This window comes from Neorhizobium sp. R1-B (genome assembly GCF_004368875.1).
GTDB lineage: Bacteria > Pseudomonadota > Alphaproteobacteria > Rhizobiales > Rhizobiaceae > Neorhizobium > Neorhizobium huautlense.
Map to the genome: position 1 here is coordinate 63,236 of NZ_SOEM01000014.1, position 21,483 is coordinate 84,718.

21 protein-coding genes are annotated in these 21,483 nt (G+C 60.8%); 18 read left to right on the top strand and 3 right to left on the bottom strand.

The window, feature by feature from the left end; translation table 11 throughout:
• Window positions 1–68: 68 nt before the first annotated feature.
• Window positions 69–464, bottom strand: a complete 396-nt coding sequence (locus EDE05_RS18515; protein ID WP_134102407.1) for a pilus assembly protein N-terminal domain-containing protein — start codon at window positions 462–464, stop codon at window positions 69–71.
• A gap of 418 nt (window positions 465–882) precedes the next feature.
• On the opposite strand from EDE05_RS18515, the gene EDE05_RS18520 reads away from it, so the two are divergent.
• The 9 genes from EDE05_RS18520 to EDE05_RS18560 all read left to right on the top strand — a co-directional run bounded on the left by EDE05_RS18520 (window position 883) and on the right by EDE05_RS18560 (window position 9,743).
• On the top strand, window positions 883–1,074 hold the full coding sequence (locus EDE05_RS18520) for a Flp family type IVb pilin (RefSeq protein WP_134102309.1): 192 nt from the start codon (window positions 883–885) through the stop codon (window positions 1,072–1,074).
• 113 nt (window positions 1,075–1,187) lie between these two features.
• Window positions 1,188–1,712: a prepilin peptidase gene (locus tag EDE05_RS18525; RefSeq protein WP_245519939.1), complete on the top strand. Its 525-nt coding sequence runs from the start codon at window positions 1,188–1,190 to the stop codon at window positions 1,710–1,712.
• A gap of 107 nt (window positions 1,713–1,819) precedes the next feature.
• Window positions 1,820–2,632: a Flp pilus assembly protein CpaB gene (cpaB, locus tag EDE05_RS18530; RefSeq protein WP_134102312.1), complete on the top strand. Its 813-nt coding sequence runs from the start codon at window positions 1,820–1,822 to the stop codon at window positions 2,630–2,632.
• On the top strand, window positions 2,629–4,200 hold the full coding sequence (locus EDE05_RS18535; protein ID WP_134102315.1) for a type II and III secretion system protein family protein: 1,572 nt from the start codon (window positions 2,629–2,631) through the stop codon (window positions 4,198–4,200). Before cpaB ends, EDE05_RS18535 begins: the two co-directional genes overlap by 4 nt.
• Window positions 4,201–4,250: 50 nt before the next feature.
• A complete protein-coding gene (locus EDE05_RS18540; RefSeq protein WP_134102413.1) occupies window positions 4,251–4,919 on the top strand; it encodes a CpaD family pilus assembly protein in 669 nt (222 codons plus the stop codon).
• Window positions 4,920–4,946: 27 nt separating this feature from the next.
• On the top strand, window positions 4,947–6,239 hold the full coding sequence (locus EDE05_RS18545) for a CpaE family protein (RefSeq protein WP_134102317.1): 1,293 nt from the start codon (window positions 4,947–4,949) through the stop codon (window positions 6,237–6,239).
• Window positions 6,240–6,255: 16 nt separating this feature from the next.
• Complete coding sequence (locus tag EDE05_RS18550) at window positions 6,256–7,728, top strand: CpaF family protein (RefSeq protein ID WP_105373902.1); 1,473 nt, start codon at window positions 6,256–6,258, stop codon at window positions 7,726–7,728.
• 13 nt (window positions 7,729–7,741) lie between these two features.
• Window positions 7,742–8,755, top strand: coding sequence for a type II secretion system F family protein (locus EDE05_RS18555; protein ID WP_134102320.1), 1,014 nt, complete (start codon window positions 7,742–7,744; stop codon window positions 8,753–8,755).
• Window positions 8,756–8,765: 10 nt separating this feature from the next.
• Window positions 8,766–9,743, top strand: a complete 978-nt coding sequence (locus EDE05_RS18560; protein ID WP_134102323.1) for a type II secretion system F family protein — start codon at window positions 8,766–8,768, stop codon at window positions 9,741–9,743.
• Window positions 9,744–10,019: 276 nt separating this feature from the next.
• On the opposite strand, the gene EDE05_RS18565 is transcribed toward EDE05_RS18560, so the two are convergent.
• On the bottom strand, window positions 10,020–10,655 hold the full coding sequence (locus tag EDE05_RS18565) for a VOC family protein (RefSeq protein ID WP_208325227.1): 636 nt from the start codon (window positions 10,653–10,655) through the stop codon (window positions 10,020–10,022).
• Window positions 10,656–10,803: 148 nt separating this feature from the next.
• Window positions 10,804–11,640, bottom strand: a complete 837-nt coding sequence (locus EDE05_RS18570) for a tetratricopeptide repeat protein (protein ID WP_134102329.1) — start codon at window positions 11,638–11,640, stop codon at window positions 10,804–10,806.
• 135 nt (window positions 11,641–11,775) lie between these two features.
• On the opposite strand from EDE05_RS18570, the gene EDE05_RS18575 reads away from it, so the two are divergent.
• The 9 genes from EDE05_RS18575 to EDE05_RS18615 all read left to right on the top strand — a co-directional run bounded on the left by EDE05_RS18575 (window position 11,776) and on the right by EDE05_RS18615 (window position 21,457).
• A complete protein-coding gene (locus tag EDE05_RS18575) occupies window positions 11,776–13,170 on the top strand; it encodes a leucyl aminopeptidase family protein (RefSeq protein ID WP_134102332.1) in 1,395 nt (464 codons plus the stop codon).
• A 64-nt stretch (window positions 13,171–13,234) separates the two neighbouring features.
• A complete protein-coding gene (locus tag EDE05_RS18580) occupies window positions 13,235–13,585 on the top strand; it encodes a MarR family winged helix-turn-helix transcriptional regulator (protein ID WP_105373896.1) in 351 nt (116 codons plus the stop codon).
• 1 nt (window position 13,586) lies between these two features.
• The gene (locus tag EDE05_RS18585) at window positions 13,587–14,444 is read left to right on the top strand and encodes an NlpC/P60 family protein (RefSeq protein WP_134102335.1); all 858 of its coding nucleotides are present in this window, start codon (window positions 13,587–13,589) and stop codon (window positions 14,442–14,444) included.
• 95 nt (window positions 14,445–14,539) lie between these two features.
• Complete coding sequence (locus EDE05_RS18590) at window positions 14,540–14,902, top strand: hypothetical protein (protein ID WP_112823806.1); 363 nt, start codon at window positions 14,540–14,542, stop codon at window positions 14,900–14,902.
• 144 nt (window positions 14,903–15,046) lie between these two features.
• Window positions 15,047–16,195 carry an isovaleryl-CoA dehydrogenase gene (locus EDE05_RS18595; RefSeq protein WP_208325228.1) on the top strand — a complete coding sequence of 383 codons (1,149 nt, stop codon included), beginning with the start codon at window positions 15,047–15,049 and terminating at the stop codon, window positions 16,193–16,195.
• Window positions 16,195–17,802 (top strand): carboxyl transferase domain-containing protein, encoded by a 1,608-nt coding sequence (locus EDE05_RS18600; protein ID WP_105373892.1) that lies wholly within the window; start codon window positions 16,195–16,197, stop codon window positions 17,800–17,802. The genes EDE05_RS18595 and EDE05_RS18600 overlap by 1 nt, the downstream gene beginning before the upstream one ends.
• 7 nt (window positions 17,803–17,809) lie before the next feature.
• Window positions 17,810–19,804, top strand: a complete 1,995-nt coding sequence (locus tag EDE05_RS18605) for an acetyl/propionyl/methylcrotonyl-CoA carboxylase subunit alpha (protein ID WP_134102342.1) — start codon at window positions 17,810–17,812, stop codon at window positions 19,802–19,804.
• Window positions 19,797–20,654, top strand: coding sequence for a hydroxymethylglutaryl-CoA lyase (locus EDE05_RS18610; RefSeq protein WP_134102345.1), 858 nt, complete (start codon window positions 19,797–19,799; stop codon window positions 20,652–20,654). The genes EDE05_RS18605 and EDE05_RS18610 overlap by 8 nt, the downstream gene beginning before the upstream one ends.
• Complete coding sequence (locus EDE05_RS18615; protein ID WP_134102348.1) at window positions 20,654–21,457, top strand: crotonase/enoyl-CoA hydratase family protein; 804 nt, start codon at window positions 20,654–20,656, stop codon at window positions 21,455–21,457. Before EDE05_RS18610 ends, EDE05_RS18615 begins: the two co-directional genes overlap by 1 nt.
• The last annotated feature ends 26 nt before the right edge of the window (window positions 21,458–21,483 follow it).

Below are 21,483 nucleotides of genomic sequence, written 5' to 3' on the forward strand. Positions count from 1 at the left end.
GAATCGTACCGGTTGATTATTGAGATTCCGTTGCCGCAAAGGGCGCGAATTTACCGGTCTGTCCCTGATCAGGGCGTGGCGTCGGTCTTGAACTCGGCATGCTGCTCGCAGTTGGGCGTGCAGGAGAGGATCTTGCGTTCGGTTTGCCGGAAGACGCGGACGGTATTTCCCTCGTCGATGGAAACAAGGACGCGCTCGTCGGCGATCGCGTTTCCTTCCGCATCCAGAAGCACGAGATTGGTCGTCCCGAAGCTGCGGCCCGTGACCACGATGGTGGTGGAATCCGCGACGGTGGCATCAGCCACATTCGAGTTGCCGACGATGACCTTGCTCACCGGCCGGTCCAGCCGCAATACCCGGGCATGGTTCATGAAGACGCGCAGAAGATCGCCTTCCTCCTGAGCCAGCACATTTCCGGGGGCCGCCGCAAAGACGAGGCCGCAGACGGCGGCGAGTCGGACCATGACGCGACGGAACAGCATTATAGGCAGCCTTTGGATGCGGTTGTATCGCTCAAGAATGGATGCGATTGGTGAATGAACGGTTAAATGGCACAGCGGCTGGCCTTTTTATCCGATGTTAACCTCGTTTTGCGGCCGATATTGTTTGGCGCCGGCGGCTCATTCGGGAGGAGAGAGGCTGTTAAAGCCTTGGGTGACAGGGAATATTAGCGCGCTGCGGCACCACCGAATATTGTTCAAATACTATCTTGTTGCTGTCTTCTTTATTTACCATTCCTTCCGGCAATCTTCCGTTAACGACTTGATAACGCTCTTCCTTAAGCGCTTGGCAATCGTCCCCCGGTAGATTGCTGCCATCCGAACAACGGAAAACAGTTGTCGGGAAGTGCTGAACAACCAGTTGTGGAGTAGGAGAGTTCCCATGTCCAAGATTTTCGCTCGTTTTCTGAAGGATGAGTCCGGCGCAACCGCCATCGAGTATGGCCTGATCGCCGCCCTGATTTCCGTTGCTCTGATCGCCGGTGCAACGACGCTCGGTGATTCGCTGAGCACGACTTTCCAAACCATCTCCGACAGGATGAACGATGCCGAGGGTACTGCCGCTACGCGGTAATTCGGCACATCAAGTTCGATGTCTGCGCATGCGAAGCCGCCCTTTGGGCGGCTTCGCCAGTTGACCCCTTGGCTCTAAGCCTTCTCAATCCAGATCACCGCGAAGGCGAATGAATGGTAAGCTTGATGGTTGCAATTTTTGTTCTGTCGGTCCTGCCGCTTGGACTGGCGTTTGCTGCCATTTCCGATCTCGTGACCATGACGATCCCCAACCAAATATCGGCGATCATACTCGCCTCTTTTCTGATTCTTGCGCCGTTTTCAGGTCTAGTATGGCCGGAGATCGGCATGAGCCTGGTTGCCGGTCTTGTAGTCTTCGGCGTATGTTTCCTGCTATTTGCTCTAAACGTGATGGGCGGCGGCGATGCAAAACTCCTGACCGTATCAGCCGTCTGGTATGGTTGGGACGACTCGCTTCTCACTTTCCTCGTTGCGGTCGGCTTCGTCGGCGGTGCGGTGACCCTTGTGATCCTTCTTCTTCGCTCGCAGGCAAACTCTGTCATGGCAATAGGGATCCCGCTGCCCGCCTCGCTGGTCACGGCCAAGAAAATTCCTTACGGTATCGCCATCGCCATCGCTGGTTTCCTAACATTTCACCAGGCGCCCATCTATTCCATGGCAATAAAAGCGTTCTACTGACGCGCAGCCGGAACATATTGTTAACCTAAAATGTAAGCGTCTTATTAACCATAATTACACCATTCGCGGCCATTCTTTGTGGGAAGTAGAGTTCCCAAGGAATGTCCATGAAGCCCACCCGTATCATCATACTCGCGGTTGCCGTGGTGGCCGCAGGTCTGGCAGGCCTGCTGGCCGTGCGGCTGGCGGGTAACAAGGGCCCCGAACTGGTCGAAACGGTGATCAAGCGCGAGCCCACGGTCAAGGTTCTTGTTTCCTCCGAAAACTTGCCGGTAGGCAGCCGCCTGAACGAAAAGTCGATGGAATGGCTCGCCTGGCCGGAAGGTGGAGTGATCGACGGCTTCATTACCGCCGACAAACGGCCCGATGCCATCACAGAACTTCAGGGCGTGGTGGTTCGCATGCCCATGTTCAAGGGTGAACCGTTTCGCGCCGAGAAGGTGGCAGATTCTTCCAGTCGCATCATGTCTTCGCTGCTGCCGGCCGGCAAGCGGGCCGTGGCGACTGAAATCTCGGTTTCCACCGGGGCAGGCGGCTTCGTGCTGCCGAACGACCGTGTCGACATTATCATGGTGCGTGAAAACAAGGATGACGGCCGTTACATCACGGAAAACATCCTGAACAATATCCGTGTCCTCGCAATCGACCAGCAGATTCAGGAGACCGAGGACGGCAAGAAGGCGGTGGTCGGCACGACGGCGACGCTCGAACTGACGCCGGATCAGGCCCAGGTCATCGCCGTTTCCCAGCAGATGGCGGAGCGGCTCACGCTTGCCTTGCGTTCGGTGGCCGATTCCCAGGAGGCGGATACGGTGGCGGCCGACTACCTGCTGCACGGCCGAGACCGGGCGGATATCCAGGTCATCAAATCGGGCTCGATCGTCAAAAGCACGGCCGCGACGCAGGCGCCAGCGCAATGAACGGAGCGGATCAAGTGAACATTCTGAAGCGGAAGATTCGCAGTTCGGTGGCGGCGGGGATGGCCTTCTACGTCGCTTTTGCCGGTGTTCCGGTCAATATCGCCCCCCTTTATTTGGCCCCTGCCCAGGCTCAGGCGACAGATGCCAGCGTGATTCGCATCACCGAAGGCGGGCCGGGTGTCCGCAAGCGGGTGGCGCTCGGCCTCAACAAGGCACTGGTCGTCGACCTGCCGGCGGATGCCCACGATATCCTTGTGGCCAACCCGGAGATGGCCGATGCCGTAACCCGGACATCCCGGCGTATCTATCTTTTCGGCAAGACCGTCGGCCAGACCAATATCTTCGTCTTCGGCTCGCATGGCGAGGAAATCATCAGCCTGGATCTGGAAATTGAGCGCGACATCGCGGGCCTGCAGCAGAATCTGCGGAGATTCCTGCCCGAATCCAACGTCAAGGTTGAGATCATCTCCGACAACGTCGTGCTGTCGGGAACGGTTCGGACCCCGCAGGACTCCGCGCAGGCGGAAAAGCTGACCAGGGCTTTCCTGAAAGGCGGCGAAGCGACGACGAGAAACTTGACAGCTCAAGGCAATAACGGCGACGCTGACATTTTTGCAGAAGCGCGGCAGCTGTCGCAGATCGTCAATCTGTTGACGATCGAGGGCGAAGATCAGGTGACGTTGAAGGTGACCGTTGCTGAAGTCAGCCGCCAGGTGCTGAAGCAGCTCGGCTTCAACGGGTCCGTCTCGGGGCCTGACGGCTCGATCGGTTTTTCCAATCCCTCCAATCTTGGCAACGCGATCAACACCTTCGGCATGGGAACGCTGACAGGGTCGATCGGCAATGTCGGGCTGGCGACCTACATGAACGCCATGGAGCAGGCTGGCGTCATGCGGACACTCGCTGAGCCCAGCCTGACGGCGATCTCGGGCCAGCAGGCGAAGTTTTATGTCGGCGGCGAGTTCCGGCTACCTGCGGAGCAGGAAGTTGGCGTTGACGAAGATACCGGCGTGCCGACCGTCACCCGGACCGTCAATTCGGTCGATTACGGGATAGAGTTGAACTTCAAGCCGGTCGTCCTGTCTCCCGGACGGATCAGCCTGAATATCGAGACCAATGTCTCCGAACCCACTTATGAAGGGTCCGTCGCCACAGGCAACGGAAGTTCGCCGCGTATTCAGGGCAACACTTACATGTCGATTCGCAAACGTGAGGCGTCCACCACGGTCGAATTGCCTTCCGGCGGCTCCATCGTTATCGCTGGACTGGTCCAGGACAATATCAGGCAGGCCATGTCGGGTCTCCCCGGCATTTCCAAGGTGCCGGTGTTGGGCACTCTCTTCCGCAGCAAGGATTTTGTCCGCAATGAGACCGAACTGGTCATCATCGCGACGCCCTATCTCGTCCGGCCGGTGGCTCGTAGCGAGATCGCGCGTCCGGATGACAATTTCAATCCGGAAAACGACGCCGCCACCTTCTTCCTGAACCGCGTGAACAAGATCTACGGCCGCAAGGAACCGGTCGCGACCGGCCAGTACCACGGCGCGGTCGGCTTCATCTACAAGTGACCCAGGCCATGGAAACGCAAGCAAACACCGCCGCCGAAGGACAGAATGCCATGAAGGGCGCAGTCAAGTTTCCCCGACACAAGATCGCCGCAGCCGTGATGCTTGCGGCATCGGCAGTTCTGTTGGCCGGGTGCGGCAACAGCCAGCTTACCACCGGCTCCATTCCCGACGACTACCGGACCCGCCATCCCATCGTGCTGGCGGAAGGCGAACATGCGCTCGATATCCCGGTCGCCTCTGGCGATGTTCGGCTGTCCATCGGCATGAAGGACACGGTGAAGGGTTTCGCACAGAATTTCGCCTCATCGCCAGCGGGCGTCGTTCAGATCCAGGTCCCCCATGGTTCCTATAATTCCGCCGCCGCCCAGCGCCTGGCGGGAGATATCCGCCGAACCTTGACGACCAGCGGCATCAGGCCGGACCGGATATTGATGAGCAGCTATGGGGCGTCTCCAAGCGGCGATGCTGCGCCAATCCGGCTTTCTTACGTGACGACCAAAGCGATGACGAGCCCGTGCGGAGAATGGCCCGCCGATCTCTCCGACAACACGTTCGGCAATAGGAACTGGTATAATTTCGGTTGCGCAAGCCAGAACAATCTCGCTGCCCAGATCGCCAACCCGACGGATCTTATCGCTCCCCGTGGGACCACGCCGATCGACGCCACGCAGCGGGCAAAGGTCATCAGCGACTACCGCGGCGAGAGAAGCAGTAACTGAGCGGATGGCAGGGAAGCGGAGAAAAAGATGAGCCCGATCAGCTACGAGATTCGCGCCTCCGAGGAAGACGAACATTTCGATGACGCGGAGCGCCCGGCGGATATGGACGCACTGCGTCCGCTACCGCGCATCTCGATTCATGCTTTCTGCGAGAGCGAGGCCATGCAGCGGATGATGGACCGCATGGGGCGTGATCGCCGCATGTCCAAGGTCAATCTTCGCGTGACCGTCGGCAGCACCGGCGCTGCCGCGAACATGTTTGCTTCGGCTCCGACGCCAAACCTGATCATCCTGGAGACGGAGGCGGAACCGAAGAACCTGCTCGAAGAGCTGGCGCCGCTTGCGGAAGTCTGCGATCCCTCCACCAAGGTCATCATCGTCGGTCGCTACAACGATATCTCCCTTTATCGGGAGCTGATCCGCAACGGAATTTCCGAATATCTGGTCGCGCCGGTGCAGATGCCCGATATGCTGGCCTCGGTTTCGACGATCTTCGTCGACCCGGATGCTGAGCCGCTCGGGAAATCCATAGCGTTCATCGGCGCGAAGGGAGGGGTGGGCTCGTCCACCATCGCGCACAACTGTGCCTTCGGCATTTCCAGCCTGTTTTCGACCGAGACTATTCTTGCCGATCTCGACCTTCCCTTCGGCACGGCCAATATCGATTTCGATCAGGATCCCGCTCAAGGTATTGCAGAAGCGGTCTTTGCGCCGGAACGGCTGGACGAGGTATTCCTCGACCGTCTGCTGACCAAGTGCTCGGAGCACCTGTCGCTTCTTGCTGCTCCGTCGCTGCTCGACAGGGCGTATGATTTCGAACGCGGAGCCTTTACGCCCATCATCGAGCTCCTGCAGCGCAGCGCGCCGGTTGCAGTCTTGGACCTTCCGCATGCTTGGACGGAATGGACCCGTGCGGTGCTTTGCGAGGTGGACGAGGTGGTGATCTGCGCCGTTCCCGATCTTGCGAACCTGCGCAACAGCAAGAATATGATCGACGCGCTGAAGAAGCTTCGGCCGAATGACCGCCCGCCGCATATCATCCTCAACCAGGTGGGCATGCCGAAGCGTCCGGAAATCGCACCCGCCGACTTCATCGAGCCGCTGGAGATCGAGCCGATCGCCATCCTGCCCTTCGATGTCCAGCTCTTCGGCAACGCGGCCAACAGCGGCCGTATGATTTCTGAGATCGATGCGAAGTCGCCTGCTGCGGAAACATTCTCGCAGATTGCCCATATCGTCACCGGCCGCGTCGCGGTGAAGAAGGCGAAAAAGGGTGGTCTGGGGAAGGTGCTCGACATGCTTGGGCGCAAAAAGGCTTAGACGTTAGGAAACCGGAATGTTTGGCAAGCGCGGAAACGAGGGATCTGGGAAGAGCGTGGGGCTTGCGCCGCCGCCGGCCGCGTCCGCTGGTTCGCTGGCGGCAAGGCCGCCGGCCCCGGAAATCCTGGCCGAGCCCGCGCGCGAGCGTCAGCCGGTTCCGCCGCCGCAGCTTGCGCCGCAGCCTGTCCGCAAGCGCCAGGCCCGCACCGAACTGTATTACGATACAAAGAGCCAGGTCTTCTCCGCGCTCATCGATACGATCGACCTTTCCCAGCTCGCCAAGCTCGATGCCGAAAGTGCGCGTGAGGAAATCCGCGACATCGTCAACGATATCATCACCATCAAGAATTTCGCGATGTCGATCTCCGAGCAGGAGGAACTGCTCGAGGACATCTGCAACGACGTCTTGGGTTATGGCCCGCTTGAGCCGCTGCTGGCGCGCGACGACATCGCCGACATCATGGTTAATGGCGCCGGCCAGACCTTCATCGAAGTCGGCGGCAAGACGATCGAGTCTGAGATCCGCTTCCGCGACAATGGTCAGTTGCTCTCGATCTGCCAGCGCATCGTCAGCCAGGTCGGACGGCGTGTGGACGAATCTTCGCCCATCTGCGACGCGCGCCTGCCGGACGGCTCGCGCGTCAACGTCATCGCGCCGCCGCTCGCCATCGACGGCCCGGCGCTGACGATCCGCAAGTTCAAAAAGGACAAGCTCAATCTCGACCAGCTGGTGAAATTCGGGGCCATTACCCCGGAGGGCGCAGTTCTCCTGCAGATCATCGGCCGCGTCCGCTGCAACGTCGTCATTTCCGGCGGTACCGGCTCGGGCAAGACGACGCTGCTCAACTGCCTGACGCGTTACATCGACGCCGACGAGCGGGTGATCACCTGCGAAGACACCGCCGAACTGCAACTGCAGCAGCCGCATGTCGTGCGCCTGGAAACGCGTCCGCCGAATATCGAGGGCGAGGGCGAGATCACCATGCGCGATCTCGTCAAGAACTGCCTGCGCATGCGTCCGGAACGCATCATCGTCGGCGAAGTGCGCGGCCCGGAAGTCTTCGACCTGTTGCAGGCGATGAACACCGGCCACGACGGCTCGATGGGCACCATCCATGCCAATACCCCGCGTGAATGCCTGAGCCGTATGGAATCGATGATCGCCATGGGCGGTTATTCGCTGCCGGCCAAGACGGTGCGCGAGATCATCACCGGTTCGATCGACGTCATCGTTCAGGCGGCGCGTCTGCGCGACGGCTCCCGCCGCATCACGCAGATCACCGAAGTGGTCGGCATGGAAGGCGACGTGATCGTCACCCAGGATCTGATGCGCTACGAAATCGACGGCGAGGATGCCAACGGCCGGCTGATCGGTCGGCATATGTCGACCGGCATCGTGAAGCCGCATTTCTGGGATCGCGCCCGATATTATAACGAAGACAAGCGCCTTTCCGCGGCTCTCGATGCCATGGAACGGGTGAAGGACTGAGGAGAATACGTCCATGTTCGGGCTGGATATCACGGTCGTAGCGATCATCGCGCTGGCGGCAGTCGCCGCGGCGGCGGTATGCTACGCACTGCTGTTCTCCCGCATGGAGGTGGAAAAGAAGGCGGACACGCGGCTTAACCGCGTGAAATCCGCCGAAACGGATCTCGTGCGGGCGAAGGCAGCAAGGGACCGGGTGCAGGAACTCTCCAAGCGTCGCAAATCGATGCAGGATTCGCTGAAGGATCTGGAGAAGAAACAGGCAGAGAAAAGCCGGAAGATGGGCGACGGAAGCCTGAAGTCCAGGCTTTCCCAGACTGGTCTTTCGCTGACGATGGGCCGCTTCTACCTGTTCAGCGCGTTGTTCGGCATCTTCATCTTTCTGGCCGCCTTGATCGCCGGACTGCCGTTGCTCGCAGTTGTCGGCGCAGCATTCGTCGGCGGCATCGGCCTGCCGCGCTGGGTGATCGGTTTCCTGGTGAAGCGCCGGCAGAAGAAGTTTCTGGAAGAATTTCCGAATGCGCTCGACGTCATGGTGCGCTCGATCAAGTCCGGCCTGCCTCTCAACGATTCCCTGCGCCTGATCGCCTCGGACGGACAGGAGCCGGTGAAAACGGAGTTTCGCCGCGTCGTGGAATCGCAGCAGGTGGGCCTGAGCGTTCCGGAAGCCTGTGCCCGGATGATGTTGACCATGCCTCTGCCGGAGGTGAATTTCTTTTCGATCGTCATCACCATCCAGGGTCAGGCAGGCGGCAATCTGTCTGAAGCGCTCGGCAACCTCTCGAGGGTATTGCGCGACCGCAAGAAGATGAAGGCGAAAGTGAGCGCGCTGTCCATGGAAGCGAAGGCCTCCGCTGCCATCATCGGAGCCTTGCCTTTTATCGTGACGCTCCTCGTCTATCTCACCTCGCCCGATTACATCGCGATCATCTTCACTGATCCGCGTGGCCACCTGATCCTTTTGGTCTCCGGTGTGTGGATGTCGATCGGCATCTTCGTCATGCGCAACATGATCAATTTCGATATTTGAGGAGGGTGAGGTGAAAGAACTTGCGACGACGTTCACCGACCCAGCCACCCTCCTGGCGCTCCTGGTTGCCGTAGCGGTCTTCGCAACGCTTTACACGTTGGCGGCGCCTTTTCTCGAAAAGGGCGACCTCGACAAGCGTATGAAGGCGGTCTCCACCGAGCGTGATCAGATCAGGGCGCGTGAACGCGCCCGCGTAAGCGCGGTAAATTCCAAGACGTCCCTGCGTGCGCAGAACAACCAGTCCGTCCGCCAGATCGTCGAACGTTTCAACCTCCGCAAGGCGCTAGTCGACGACAACACGGTCAACAAGCTTCGTGCTGCGGGCCTTCGCTCGCAAAACGCCCTCAACATGTTTCTGGTGGCGCGGTTCCTGTTGCCATTCGCGTTTCTGGCGGCCGCTGTCGTGTGGATCTTCGTGCTCGGCAACCTTGCGTCCCGGCCGCTCCCGATCCGCATGCTGGCGGCAATCGTCGTCGCCTATATCGGCTTTTATGCGCCTAATATCTACGTCACCAATCTGGTGAATAAGCGTCAGGCATCGATCAAGCGAGCCTGGCCGGATGCGCTCGACCTGATGCTGATCTGCGTCGAATCGGGGATTTCGATGGAGGCCGCGATGCGCCGCGTCGCAGAGGAAATGGCGCAGCAGTCGCCACCTTTGGCGGAGGAGATGGTGCTGACGACAGCCGAGCTGTCCTTCCTGCAGGACCGCCGCACCGCGCTGGAAAACCTCGGCATTCGCACCCAGCTCGACGGCGTGAAGGCCGTGACCCAGGCGCTGATCCAGGCGGAACGTTACGGGACGCCGATTGCCCAGGCGCTACGGGTGCTTGCCCAGGAAGGCCGTGACGAGCGCATGAACGAAGCGGAAAAAAAAGCGGCCGCCCTGCCGCCGAAGCTTACCGTGCCGATGATCCTGTTCTTCCTGCCGGTCCTCATCGCGGTCATTCTGGGTCCTGCCGGCATTCAGGTCGCCGACAAATTCTGATGCCTTGCGCGGGTCAGCTCGATACCGCCCTCCTGAACGTTTCCTGAACTGAGACTTCAGCACGCATTCAGCGCAGTTGCATTATCCTTTCCATGTAATCGATGCACCCGGCAGTCCGCTTCAAACCGCGCCGGCTGCGATTGGCAAATTGGAGGATATGACAATGCTGGCAAGACTTTGCATCAATCTCGTGCTGATCGGCGGTATAATTACTGTGGTCTCGCGTTTTGTTTAACGCGGCGGCACCCGTGGAAAGAAATGAACTTTGCTTTCGGGTCACGTTAATTCTCTCAATCCACTCGGTGTCTCGATAAGTGCCCGATAGCGGACTTTGGACGCCTGGACGACCATTGGTGAATGCTCGATGGCAAGTTCGCGATAAAGCGTCTCGATGGCGGCAGAATCTGGATGTTCGAGGATAAGCGAACGAAGGCGCGCACCCAGGTCAGGAATTGAGGTCATTGAGGTGGGGTCCCCGCAGTGGTCGATGATCGAGGGGGCCACGCCGTCTAGGGGAAGCGATCCATCCTCCGGGATGGTGAAAGCGAAAGTCGGATTGGTTGTCGGAAGGCGAACCTTGCTGCCGAAGATCGCTCGGTGGGTCAAAACAATGGAATCAATCGCATCCGTGTTCGCCACCCACCCTCGCAGGCGACGACCTTCTTTCCAATCCGATCTGACCCTTTCCTGGTTGTCGAGACCGAACCAGCGCGGCCTACCGGGGTCCACTCCTTCCGGGTCCAGCGCTACGATCTCTAGATAGACAGAATTTCCGAGCTGAAGTCGGTGGTTGTATGTGCCCATATAGTCGTGATGAGTGCCGAAAGGCACGTCGAGTTCAAGGCAATTTCGAACATGCAGTACCCCTTCGATCAGCGTTGGGGCTATCACGGTGAGGTGGTCGAGCTTCATCACGTGCGGAGATCTCCGGGACTGTCCAGAAGCCCATACGATCCAACCTACGGCGAAAAGCAAGCAGCTATGGCTTAGACTTCCGCAAGACTCTTTATCAAAGAGGCTTTTGAGATGACGGGGGTCTCGTTTTCTCTTTAGCGACCGCTCAATTCGTGTTGTTCGGCTTACCTTTGCCGTCCTTGTCGGCAAGCTTGCTCCACGAGTTCTGCTGCGACAGCATCGAGCGCAGGTAGGTGACGTTGGCATCCGCCTGCTGCTGCGAGAGTTCCTTGCGGGCGATCTCTTCCGCTTCCGCAAAGCGGCCTTGCAAACCGACGACGAGTGCCAGGTTCTGCCTCACCCGGCTGTCGGAACTGGGCTGGGCTGCGGCGTTACGCATATAGGTTTCGGCCGTGCGAAGATCCCCTGAAAGGACATAGGACATGCCGAGATTGGAGATAACGCTCGGCTCGTTTGGCTGCGCATCGAGCGCCATGCGATATTTCTTCCGCGCCTCGTCCGAGCGGCCCATCTGGTCCAGGACGGCGCCTTCGGCCGAATAAAGCCGCCAATCGGGATGATCCGGGGTCTGGGCACGGTTGATCGTTGCCAGCGCCTGTTCGAGCTGCCCGGCGGCGGCCTGCGCCTTGCCATAGGCTGCAAGAACCTCGCGGTCGGCAGGGTGGGCAATCGCCACTTGCTGCATCACGGCAAGCGCCTGCGCGGACTTGCCTGTCATGCCGAGTACGGTCGCATATCTCAGGCCGATATCCCTGTTTTTCGGATCGCGTACATAGGCAGCCCCGATCGACCGCTCGGTGGCCGAAAGCGCGGCCGTGTCCATGCCCTGAAGCGAAGCCGTGGAGACCTTGGGGATCGAGCCGGTTGTCTCCGGATCCCTTTTGGTGCCGGCGCAACCGGCGAGGGAGACCGTCAGGAGGGCGATCGCGACCGTCTGGGCGAGGCGGTTCTTGCGAAGCATCAGGGCGGCAGAAGCGATCATAGGTGTCTCGTCAGTCCTTGCCGCGGCGACCTTTTCCTGGGCGGCGGCATGTGGCGCATTTCCTCTCCAGCAATAAACTGTTAACCCTAACAGACCGTTAAGATGAATGATTCCAGCCCTTTGCAAAGGCCCCCCATGACGCCGTTTCAATTTATCGAGCGCCCCGCCGTCTTCACTGCGAAGACCGCGGCTGCCAAACCCGTCTACGCCGTGACTCCGTCCGGCCTAGAAGAAGGAAAGTTCGAGCCGCCGGTGCTCGCCTGGGCAAAAGCCGCGGGCTTCAAGGCCGAAGCCGGTGCTCTTCTGCTCGTCCCGGCTGGCGGGGAGGTGGGAAGCGCCTTCTTCGGCCTCGGCAACGACCCGGCGGAGGCTCCTTTCATCACTGGTCGGCTCTCCAAGCTGTTGCCGGCAGGAGACTGGCACATCGAAACCGCGGCATCCTTGCCACCGGAGCAGCTTGCACTGGGTTACGGCCTCGGCACCTACGCCTTCAGCCGATATAAGGCCGAAAAGCAGAAAGACGTCCGGCTCGCGGTTCCCGAGTCCGTCGATGTTGCTGATATCGAACGCCAGCTTGCCGCCGTTTTCCTAGCGCGCGACCTCGTCAATATTCCGACCAACGAGATGGGGCCAATCGAACTGGAGGGCGCCTTCCGCGCCCTTGGCGAACACTACGGCGCGACCGTTACTTCGATCGTGGACGAAGATTTGCTGAAAGAAAATTTCCCGCTGATCCACACCGTCGGCCGTGCCAGCGCCTCTGCACCGCGTCTGCTTGAATTGCACTGGGGCGAGAAGGGGCATCCGCGCGTGACGCTTGTCGGCAAGGGCGTCTGCTTCGATACCGGTGGTCTCGATATCAAGGGCGCCGCCAACATGGCGCTGATGAAGAAGGACATGGGCGGTGCGGCAAATGTCATGGGCCTTGCCCTGATGATCATGGATGCCGGGTTGAAGGTGGATCTCCAGGTCCTGGTGCCGGCCGTCGAAAACTCCATTTCGGGCAATGCCTTCCGCCCCGGCGATATCTACCGGAGCCGCAAGGGCATCACCGTGCAGATCGACAATACCGATGCCGAAGGCCGTCTCGTCCTCGCCGATGCGCTCGCCTACGCGGATGAAAACCCGCCGGACCTGATGATCGACATGTCGACCCTCACCGGCGCGGCGCGTGTCGCTCTCGGCACGGAACTGGCACCTTATTTTACGGACGACGAGACGCTGTCCGCGAGACTGATGGAAGCCGCAAAGGCTAAGGCCGATCCCTTGTGGCGGCTGCCGCTCTGGATGGGTTATGACAAGGATATCCGCGCCCGCGCCGCCGATATCACCAATTCGCCATCGGGCGGCATGGCGGGTGCCATTACCGCGGCTCTCTTCCTGAAGCGCTTCGTCACGGCCACCAGAAGCTGGGCACATTTCGACATCTACGCCTGGGTGCTGGCCGATAAACCGCATGCGCCGGTCGGCGGCGAGGCCTTTGCAATCCGGGCCCTCTACCGGGTGATCCGCGATATGGCGGCGAAGTGAGTGCCGAAACAAACCGGTAAGACCTTCGGCCTAAAATCTGCAGGATTTTGAGCCGAGGGTCATCATGACGCTGGAACTGACGGCCACGCAGGCATTAGGTTTGTGGCACCGGGTCTCGCTGGAGCAGGTGCGGCATGACGGGCGGGATCTGACATTGCGCCAGATATCGATCCTGCTGCATATTTATCTGGTGCCGCCGCCCCACACGGTAAGGGGCTTGGCGGCAACGCTGGGCGTATCCAAGCCGGTGATTACCCGCGCACTGGACTCGATGGGCGGCATGGGCCTGGTGGATCGCGAACGGGACGAACGCGACCGCCGCAACGTGATCATCAAGCGCACGGTCGCGGGCGCCTTGTTTCTTGAAAAAATGGGCGACCTGATCATCCAGGAAGCCCGCCGGCCGGGAATATGAAATGACGAAGATGCTCGACAGACGCCTGCATGCCTTCCGGCCCGACCTCGCCGACGAATTGCTGAAGGGCAGCGTCGACGCGGAAAATTTCGTGCGTGGCGAACCCGCTCGGGTCGTCGTGCCGATAGCCCAGGTGCGGCCGTCGCCCGACCTTGCTCTCGGCATCGATACGGAACTTCTTTTTGGGGAGACCGTCCGGGTCTTCGATCGCGCCGGTGGCTTCGCCTGGGTCCAGGCGGATCAGGATGGTTATGTCGGTTATCTGCCGGAGACGATGTTGGGCGAACCGGAAGAACCGACACATCGTATCGCGGTTCAACGCACCTTCGTTTACCCGGAGCCAGAGCTTCGCAAGCCTCCGACGACGGCTCTCTCCCTGGGCAGCCGCATCGTGGTGGTCGGCGAAGCGGAAACCCGCGGCACGCGTTATTGTCTCTTGTCCGGCCGCGGTGCGGTGATCGCCAGCCATTGCCTTCCCATTGCCGAGACCATGGGTGACGACTACGTCGCGGTCGCGGAGAAGTTTATCGAGACGCCCTATCTCTGGGGCGGCCGTTCCGGCTTCGGGCTGGATTGCTCCGCATTGGTTCAGCTCGCACTGATGATGGTCGGCAAGGCCGCACCTCGCGATTCCGACATGCAGGCCGCGATCGGCGTCTCCATCTCACGTGAGGAACTTTGTCGCGGCGATCTCGTTTTCTGGAAAGGCCATGTCGGCATCATGGAAAACGAGGAAACGCTTCTCCATGCCAATGGCCACACGATGAGCGTCGCGCGTGAAAACTTTGAAGCGGCAGTCAAGCGCATCGGCTGGCTCTATCAGCAGCCTACGGACTATCGCCGCTTGGAAATCGGTTGATGATCACGCAAATGTGGACCCCGGTCCATGGAACGGGCGCTCTGTCATCCATATCTTGGAAACACCCGCGGGATTTGCGGGTGAGGAGTGGAATGATGTTCAAGGGTGCATGGATCTTGCCCGTCGTAATGCTTGTGGCGCTCATCATCGCCGCGTTTGCGCCCGTTGACGTGTTCGCGGCCGAGCGCAAGAGCTTGGATTTCTCGCCTGGCACCTATTTTCGGGATCTGCCCGGTGTGGTGCCGGAAGAGGAGCGTGTGCAGAAGCAGGCCTATACCTGCACCACGGATATCGAAGAGGTCTACCGGCCGCGCGGCCGTTTCGACATTCTCTATGGCGACCGCATGCCGACCCGCGTCTATCGCTGTGAAACCGAAAGCGGCATCACCTATACCGGCACGCGAATGCCGAATACCCAATGGGTACCGGGATTGAACCCGCATCATCTGCCAAAATAAAGGCAATCTTTTTTCAAAGCCCTTTCCTGAAACGACCGGATATTGCGATCTCCCTCTGGGTCATTGACGATCGTTCGCGGCTGCCCCACAACCTTCTGATAAAATCTTGGCACACCGGGAGGAGACAAGGTGTTCCACTCAAGTATGGATTTCGCTCTCGGCGAGGATGTCGAGGCGGTTCGCGAAACCGTTCATCGTTTCGCGCAGGAAAAGCTTGCGCCCCGCGCCGATGAAATCGATCGAAGCAACGAATTTGCCCGCGATCTGTGGCCTGAATTGGGGACGCTCGGTCTGCTCGGCATCACCGCCGATCCGGATTTTGGCGGTTCAGGACTTGGCTATCTCGCCCATGTCGTCGCCGTCGAGGAACTGGCGCGGGCCTCCGCCTCGACGTCGCTCAGCTATGGGGCCCATTCCAATCTCTGCGTCAACCAGATCAACCGCAACGGCAATGCCGAGCAGAAGGCGCGGTACCTGCCCAAACTCTGCTCAGGGGAGCACGTCGGGGCGCTTGCGATGTCGGAACCAGGGGCTGGCTCCGACGTGGTCTCGATGAAGCTTCGGGCTGAAAAGCGGGGCGACGTCTATGTTCTGAACGGCAGCAAGATGTGGATCACCAACGGTCCGGATGCGAATGTGCTGGTGGTCTATGCGAAGACCGATCCGGCCGCCGGCCCGAAAGGCATTACCGCCTTCCTGATCGAGAAAGGCTTCGCAGGCTTTTCCACCGCTCAAAAGCTCGATAAGCTCGGCATGCGCGGCTCCAACACCTGCGAACTGGTGTTTGAGGATTGCGAAGTGCCGGCTGAAAACGTCATGGGCATCGAGGGCGGCGGCGTGCGCGTGCTGATGTCCGGGCTCGATTACGAGCGTGTCGTTCTCGCCGGCATCGGCATCGGCATCATGCATGCCTGCCTCGACGTTGTGATGCCCTATATTCATGAGCGCAAGCAGTTCGGTCAGCCGATCGGCGAATTCCAGCTGATCCAGGCCAAGGTGGCCGACATGTACACCGCCATGAATTCCGCCCGGGCCTATGTCTACGCGGTCGCAACCGCCTGCGATCGCGGCGCGGTGACGCGGCAGGATGCCGCCGCCTGCTGCCTTTACGCATCCGAACAGGCGACCCAGCAGGCGCTGCAGGCGATCCAGGTGCTCGGCGGCAACGGCTATATCAACGACAACCCGACTGGCCGGTTGCTGCGCGACGCCAAGCTGATGGAGATCGGCGCCGGAACCTCCGAAATCCGCCGCATGCTGATCGGCCGCGAACTCTTCAAGGAAACCGCCTGATGGCTGTCATCCGGTCGCAGGTCAATTTGAGGAGCGAGACGGCCGAGGCTAACCGCGCGGCCATGCAGGCAAAGCTTGCTGAGGTCCAGGCCGCAGCGGCTCATGCGGAAGCCGGCGGCGGTGAGGAGGCGCGGGCGCGGCATGTGAAGCGCGGCAAGCTGCTGCCGCGCGATCGCATCGCCCGATTGCTGGATCACGGCTCACCCTTTCTGGAAATTGGAGCGACGGCCGCGCACGGGCTTTATGGTGGCGCCAGTCCGTCTGCCGGCATCGTCACCGGCATCGGCCGTGTGGAAGGCCGGGAGGTCATGGTGGTCGCCAACGATGCCACCGTAAAGGGCGGCACCTATTACCCAATGACGGTGAAGAAGCATCTCCGCGCCCAGGAGATCGCCGAGGAAAATCGTCTGCCTTGCATCTATCTCGTCGACTCTGGCGGCGCCAACCTGCCGAACCAGGACGAGGTATTCCCTGATCGGGATCATTTCGGCCGCATCTTCTACAATCAGGCCCGCATGTCTGCGAAGGGCATTGCCCAGATCGCAGCCGTCATGGGTTCCTGTACCGCGGGTGGCGCCTATGTGCCGGCGATGTCCGACGAGGCGATCATCGTCAGGGATCAGGGAACCATCTTCCTCGCAGGTCCGCCCCTCGTAAGGGCCGCCACGGGCGAGGAGGTGAGTGCCGAGGATTTGGGAGGCGGCGACGTCCACACAAGGTTGTCCGGTGTGGCTGACCATCTCGCTCGCGACGATACCCACGCATTGGCGCTGGTGCGCCGCGCCGTCGCCGGCCTCAACACCTGCAAGCCCGACACAGTTGTGCTCGAAAAACCGGAAGACCCGCTCTACGATCCGGAAGAAATCGCCGCGATCGTGCCGGCGTCGCTCGCCACGCCGTATGACATCCGCGAGGTGATTGCCCGCCTGGTCGACGGTTCGCGCTTCGACGAGTTCAAGGCGCGGTTCGGCACGACGCTGGTCTGCGGTTTTGCGCATGTCTTCGGCATCCCGGTCGGCATCATCGCAAACAATGGGGTGCTGTTTTCCGAAAGCGCCCAGAAGGGCACGCATTTCATCGAGCTCTGCTCGCAGCGGAAAATCCCGCTCGTCTTCCTGCAGAACATCACCGGCTTCATGGTCGGAAAGCGCTATGAGGCGGAAGGCATCGCCAAGCACGGCGCCAAACTGGTCACAGCGGTCGCCACGACATCGGTGCCCAAGGTGACGATCCTCGTCGGCGGGTCCTTCGGCGCCGGCAATTACGGCATGGCCGGCCGCGCCTATTCTCCCCGTTTCCTCTGGACCTGGCCGAACAGCCGCATTTCCGTCATGGGCGGTCTTCAGGCGGCCGGTGTTCTGGCGTCCGTACGGCGCGAGGCAATCCATCGCAGCGGTAAGGTATGGGAAGCCGAAGAGGAAAAGGCTTTCAGGCGACCGATCCTCGATCAGTTCGAGGAACAGAGCCATCCGCTTTATGCCTCTGCGCGGCTTTGGGACGACGGCATCATCCATCCCCCCAAGACCCGCCAGGTTTTGGCGCTCAGTCTCTCCGCCGCGCTCAACGCGCCGATCGAGGAAACGCGCTTCGGCGTGTTCCGCATGTGAGGGCGTCATGATCAGGAAAGTCCTCATAGCCAATCGCGGCGAGATTGCCTGCCGCATCATCCGCTCCTGTCACAGGCTGGGCATCGCAACTGTTGCCGTCTATTCCAATGCGGATCGCGATGCCTTGCATGTCTCGCTTGCCGGGGAGGCAGTGCACCTCGGTCCGTCTCCGGCGTCAGAGAGCTATCTGCGCGGCGACCTGATCATCGCAGCAGCCCTCCGCACCGGCTCCGATGGCATCCATCCGGGTTATGGGTTCCTGTCGGAGAACCCTGATTTCGCCGATTCGGTGACATCGGCCGGCATTCGTTTTATCGGGCCGTCGCCGGATGCCATCCGTGCCATGGGCCTGAAGGACGCCGCCAAGGGGCTGATGGAAAGAGCCGGTGTGCCGGTCGTGCCGGGTTATCATGGAGCCGAACAGGAACCTGATTTCCTCTTGCGGGAAGCGGAGCGCATCGGCTTCCCGGTTCTCATCAAGGCCCGCGCCGGCGGAGGCGGCAAGGGCATGCGCCGTGTCGAAAACGCCGCCTCCTTCAAAGAAGCGCTTGCATCGGCCCAGCGTGAGGGGCTGGCTGCTTTCGGCGACGCCTCCTGCCTCATCGAAAAATACATTACCCACCCGCGCCATATCGAAATCCAGGTTTTTGGCGACGACCACGGCAATGTCGTGCATCTGTTCGAGCGCGACTGCTCGCTTCAGCGCCGCCACCAGAAGGTCATCGAGGAAGCGCCCGCACCCGGCATGCCGGACGAGATGCGTCGCGCCATGGGCGAGGCGGCGGTGAAGGCGGCTGAGGCGATCGGCTATTCCGGCGCCGGCACCATCGAGTTCATCGCGGACGCTTCCGAAGGGCTGAAGGCCGACCGGTTCTGGTTCATGGAAATGAACACCCGCCTGCAGGTCGAGCATCCGGTGACTGAAGCGATCACCGGCGTCGATCTGGTCGAATGGCAGTTGCGTGTCGCATCGGGCGAAGCGCTGCCGAAACGACAGGACGAGCTTTCCATCAACGGCTGGGCCTTTGAGGCCCGGCTTTATGCCGAGGATGCCGAGCGGGGTTTCCTGCCTGCAACGGGCAACCTAACCCATCTCGATCTGCCCGAGCATCTCGCCCGCGTCGACAGCGGCGTGCGCGCCGGCGACCGTATCTCCCCCTATTACGATCCGATGATTGCCAAGATCGTTACCCATGGGGCTGACAGGGCTGCAGCGCTGTCGGCGCTCTCGACGGCTCTCGCGCAAGTCCGTGCCACAGGCGTCACGACCAATGCCACCTTCCTTCGCCGGCTAACGGCGCAGCCTGATTTCACCGAGGGCCGTCCGGATACGGGCTTGATCGATCGTCATCTTGCCGAGTTGACGATGATGCATCCGGCGCCGCACGATGTTGTCGCGCTGGCGGCCCTCATCCTGGCCGGTGCGCTTGATCAGAAAAAATCGAATGACCCCTGGGATGCTCTTTCAGGGTTTCGGCTGTGGTCGAAAGCCGAGGATTTCGTGTCGCTCGAGCATCGGGGCCATCGCCTGCCGGTTTCCTTTGCCGCAAGGCCGGAGGGCGGATACGAGGTGACGGCCGAGGGCAAGGCCTTCGACCTTCGCGTTTCATACGCCGGCGACGCCTATATCGTCGAGGGCGACGGCCGAAGCCACACGCTCCATGCAATTCGCGGCCTCAGGGATGTGACGATCTTCCGGGATGGCGAAAACTGGCATTTCGTCCTGATGGACGTCCTGGCGGGCGAAGATGAAGCGGTCGCCGGCGGTGACCGCATTGTCGCGCCCATGCCGGGTCAGGTGAAGCTGATGCGGGCGAGACCCGGCGCCACTGTCGTCAAAGGTGAGACGCTGGCGGTGATGGAAGCGATGAAGATGGAGCTGACGCTGCCGGCCTCCCGCGACGGCACCATAGCCGATGTAATGGTGTCGGAAGGCGAGCAGGTTCTGGAAGGGGCCGTGCTTCTGACGCTGGAGCCGCTCGATGAGGCTGAACATGGCTGAGTTCGTGCGCATCCATGAAGTCGGTCCCCGCGATGGCCTGCAGAACGAGAAGCGCATCATTCCGGCCATCGACAAGATCAAACTGGTCGACATGCTCTCCGCCTGCGGTTTTGAGAAGATCGAGGTGACGAGCTTTGTCCGCGCTGATTGGGTGCCCCAGATGGCCGACGGGGCGGAGGTCATGGCCGGCATCACCCGTAAGCCCGGCACTCTCTACACCGTGCTGACGCCGAACCTGCGCGGTTACCAGGCTGCATGCGCGGCAAGGGCGGACGAGGTCGCTGTCTTCGCTTCCGCTTCCGAAGGCTTCAGCCGGCACAATATCAATTGCAGCATCGCCGAAAGTCTGGAGCGGTTCGTCCCGCTGGTTGAACAGGCCCGGCGGGATGGTGTGCCGGTGCGCGGCTACATTTCCTGTGTCGTCGATTGCCCTTATGACGGACCGACATGTCCCGCCGGGGTGGCGGACGTGGCGGAGAAACTCCTGAACCTCGGCTGTTACGAGATCTCGCTCGGAGATACGATCGGTACCGGCACGCCGGAGCGGATCAAGGCCATGCTGGATGCGGTTCTGGAGCGTGTGCCGGTTGCGTCCCTCGCGGGCCATTTCCACGACACCAACGGTCGCGCCGTCGACAACGTCACCGTATCGCTGGAAAAGGGGCTGCGTGTCTTCGACGCGGCGGCAGGCGGACTGGGCGGCTGCCCCTACGCGCCAGGCGCGGAAGGCAATGTCGCAACCGGCAGAACTGTCGACCATCTCCATGCACTCGGTTTCGAAAGCCGCATCGACCGCAGCCTGTTGGCGGAGGCGGAGGCCTTCGCTCGTAGTTTGAGAGGTCCACGCTGATGAGCGGCTACCAGACGCTGACCATCGGGCAGGATGTCCGGGGGATCGCCGAACTGACGCTGAACCGGCCGGAAAAACACAACGCCATGAACGCCATGATGATTGCCGAATTGGCCGATGCGGCGGCGAGGCTTGCATCCGATGACACGGTTCGGGTCGTGGTTCTGGCCGCTTCGGGTCCGACCTTCTGCGCCGGCGGCGATCTTCAGTGGATGCGGGATCAGGCGGGCAAGGACCGCAACGGCAAAATCGAAGGCGCGACCGAACTTGCGATGATGCTGAAGTCGCTGGACGACCTGCCGAAGCCGCTGGTCGGCAAAGTACAGGGCAATTCCTTTGGCGGCGGCATCGGCCTGATGTCCGTCTGCGATATCGTGGTCGCCGCGAAGAAGGCAGAGTTCGCGCTCACCGAAACCCGACTTGGCCTGATCCCGGCGACCATCGGTCCTTATGTCGTCCGACGCATCGGTGAGGGCCATGCCCGCCGCCTGTTTTTGAATGCCCGCCGTTTTGATGCCGAGACGGCGCGAGAAATCGGGCTTGTGTCGGCTGTTTGCTCACAGGACGAGCTCGACGGTGCGGTCGCGGCAGAGGTCACGGCTTTCCTTGATTGTGCCCCGGGAGCGGTGGCCAGCGCCAAGAGCCTTGTTCAGAACCTCGCCCGTGAAGCGACTGATGATCCGATTGCCTACAGCATCGGCCTGCTTGCCGACCGGTGGGAAAGCGATGAAGGACGCGCCGGGATCGATGCCTTTCTCCAGCGGCAGCCCATGCCCTGGATTTCGAAGAAGGAAGAGCCTTGAGCAAACCGGGCCGTTCCTGACGGCCC